2 protein-coding genes and 1 pseudogene are annotated in these 2,950 nt (G+C 64.5%); 2 read left to right on the top strand and 1 reads right to left on the bottom strand.

All coding sequences use genetic code 11. From position 1 onward, the window contains the following. Positions 1 to 1,268, top strand: a 1,268-nt coding sequence (locus IIY41_RS13170; RefSeq protein WP_287401120.1) for a M23/M56 family metallopeptidase, incomplete at its 5' end; no start/stop codon positions are given. A 14-nt stretch (positions 1,269 to 1,282) separates the two neighbouring features. Then, positions 1,283 to 2,413 carry a murein hydrolase activator EnvC family protein gene (locus IIY41_RS13165; RefSeq protein WP_172726208.1) on the top strand — a complete coding sequence of 377 codons (1,131 nt, stop codon included), beginning with the start codon at positions 1,283 to 1,285 and terminating at the stop codon, positions 2,411 to 2,413. Positions 2,414 to 2,831: 418 nt separating this feature from the next. Here the strand turns inward: IIY41_RS13165 and IIY41_RS13160 are convergent. After that, positions 2,832 to 2,950 (bottom strand): annotated as a pseudogene (locus IIY41_RS13160) (IS5/IS1182 family transposase); the annotation flags it as partial.

Here is a 2,950-nt window from a genome sequence, read left to right as displayed (position 1 = left end):
GCCTGGCCGCGCGCCTGGCTGCCTATGGGACGTCCATGCGCCGTCTGCGCCGTGGGCGGGTGCCGCTTGCGGACGAAACGCTTGCGGACGCCTGCCGCGCCGCCTTCGGCCGGAGCATGCGCGTCTACGCCGTGGCCGGGCTGGATACGCCCATGCTGGCGGGCCTTTTGCGTCCGGCGGTCTATCTGCCGGAGGGCGCGGGCCTGCGCGCGGACACGCTGCCCTATGTGCTGGCCCATGAAGCGCGCCACCGGAGCGCCGGGGATATCCCCTTCCAGTTCGTGCTGGCGGCTGCCTGTGCCCTGCACTGGTTCGACCCGCTGGTGTGGTGCATGGCCCGCGCCGCGCGGCAGGATATGGAGCTTGCCTGCGACGAAGCCGTGCTGGCAGGCCGTGACATGGCTTACCGCAGGGCCTACGGCGCGGCGGTGCTGGACGTGCTGGCGTCCGCGCGCAGGCGGCGCATATCCGCGCTCACCACCGGCTTTGCCTCCGGCGCAGGAGAAACCAGACGCCGCTTTGCAGAAATGCTCAGCCTGCGAAAAAAGCAGCGCGGCACGCCGCTTTTGTGCCTTCTGCTGGCCCTTGTGGTGCTGGCCAGCACGCTCGTTGCCTGCGCCGCCCCGGCCCGGTCGGATACCGCCGCGCCTGTTTACAAGGGCGGCACGCCCCAGCCCACGGCCGGAGAAGCACCGGAGGAACGGCTGGAACGCCTGCGCGAAGAATTACAGACGCTCCAGGCGGAAATCGGCCGCCTCGAAGCACTTGCCGCGCAGGATAGCTCCTTAGAGGAAATACAGCGGCAATATCTGCAGGCGCAGCAGGAGTGGGCAGAATGGTCCGCCGCCGTGCCTGAAGGCGCGCCGTCCGGCGGCGCGGCCCAATTCGCCTGGCCCCTGCCGGGTTACACAACGCTTTCCTCTGATTTCGGTACGGCGCGCAGGGTATACGGCGCAAAGGACGTACACACCGGCATGGATATCCCCGCCCCGGCGGGTACGCCCGTCTACGCCGCGGCCGACGGAGCAGCCAGCCTCAACAACCACTGGGTGATGGGCATTTCCGTCAAGCTGGATCACGGCGGCAGCCTGACGACGCTGTACGGTCATCTGTCCGCGTGCGCGGTGAAGGATGGCGACCTCGTGGAAAAAGGCCAGCTCATCGGTTATGTGGGCAGCACAGGCAACAGTACCGGAAACCATCTGCATTTTGAAGTGGACCTGAACGGCGACCCCGTTTCGGCGTGGCCTTACCTCAATGCCGAATAGGAGGTTTTCCGCGGATGTACAAAAAAGGAATGCGGCGCGCCGCCGCTCTGCTGGCCGTTTGCTGGCTGGGGCTGCTGTTCCGGGCGGCGGCCGAAACGCCCGCCGAAAAACTGGAGCGGCTGCGTGCCGAGCAGCAGGCCATCGAGCAGCAGATCGAGCAAAACCGGACCGACGCCGCCCGCGCCGGAGACCTTGTGAACCTGTATACGGCCAAGGAGCAGAACGTCAAAGTCCAGATCGCGGTGCTTCAATTGAAAATACAGGAATGTGAAGCACAGCTTGCCGGCACGCAGGCCCAGGTGGCAGCCAAACTGCTGGAGGTGGACCGAAGCACCCAAAGCTTTGAGGCGCGCATGAAGGGCATGTATGAAATGAGCCGTCAATCCGGCCTTGCCGTTCTGCTGGGCGCGGACAGTCTCTCTGAGATGCTCACATTCGGAGAATATTTGCAGCGCATCGCGGTGCGTGACACACGGCTCATCGCCGAGCTGACAGCCCGCCGGGAAGAGCTGGCCGCCCTCGCCGCGCGGCAGCAGGCGGAGCTGGACGCGCTGGACGCATCCAATGCGGAACTGGAAGCCGCTGCAAATGAATATGCCGCGGCGCTGCAGCAGGCAAACGCCCGGCTTTCCGCCGCGCAGGCGGCCGAGCAGGCCGGCGCGGCCGCCTTTGCCGCCAAGGAGCAGGAGATCGCCGCGGCGGAACGGGAATACGCGGAATGGGCCGCCCAAAGCGACAACGACGCGCCCGAATACACAGGCGGCGCGTTTTACTGGCCGCTGCCGGGCTATTCCACCGGCTCGCCCATGGGCTGGCGCACGCTGAACGGCGTACAGGAATTCCACCGCGGCATGGATATCCCCGCGCCGCTGGGTACAAAAATCTACGCGGCGGCGGACGGTGTTGTCAGCACAAAAGCACACTACACGTACGGCACCTGTGTCAAGCTGAGCCATGGCGGCGGGCTGGTGACCATTTACGCCCATATGTCCGCCTGGGCCGAGGGCATCGCCGACGGCGTCCCTGTCAAGCAGGGCCAGCTCATCGGTTATGTGGGCCGAACGGGCCGCGCATATGGATACCACCTGCATTTCGAGGCGAACCTGAACGGCGCGCCCGTGGACGTTCGCGATTATCTGGGGTAGCGCGTTCGTTTGGCCCTGCGGCCGCGCGCGGCCCGCAGGCGGCTCCGCCTGCAAAAGCAGCTTCGGCTTTTTGGGAAGGCGGTCCATCTGGCACGACAGCAGGCGCCGCTGCGCGGGCCTCCTGCGCGGCGCCTCGCGCCCGGCAGTGCCCCGGCCGCAGCCTGTTTTTTAGCACGAAGAAGGAACCGTCCGATGCTCTTGGACGGCTGCCATACGCTTTGGGCGCAATTGCATGCGGCCTGCCGGCCATTATTCCGTTGTTCCGCAAAGCGCATCGGAAAAGCAAAAACGGCTTTGAACCGTACAAGGGGTCCGATGGGCGGAACTGCGTTTCTGCGTCTTGCGAGCCTTGCCTTGTGCAGCTGCCGCTTACGATTCCCGGTCATTGCAAAATGTACTAAATAGTGTCTACACAAGATCAGGTCAAAACAGTACACCAAATAGCAATGCAACGAATTTGCACAGCAGCCAGAAAAGATGTTGTAGTTTTTGCATATCGAGTAGCAATGCCTCGCCAACGTTTCAGGTGCAAAAAAG

The sequence above is a fragment of the Ruthenibacterium sp. genome (genome assembly GCF_017421385.1).
In the GTDB taxonomy this organism is placed as follows: Bacteria; Bacillota; Clostridia; order Oscillospirales; family Ruminococcaceae; genus Ruthenibacterium; species Ruthenibacterium lactatiformans.
The sequence above is the reverse complement of the archived record's forward strand: the minus strand, read 5'-3'. Positions and strand labels throughout refer to the sequence as shown.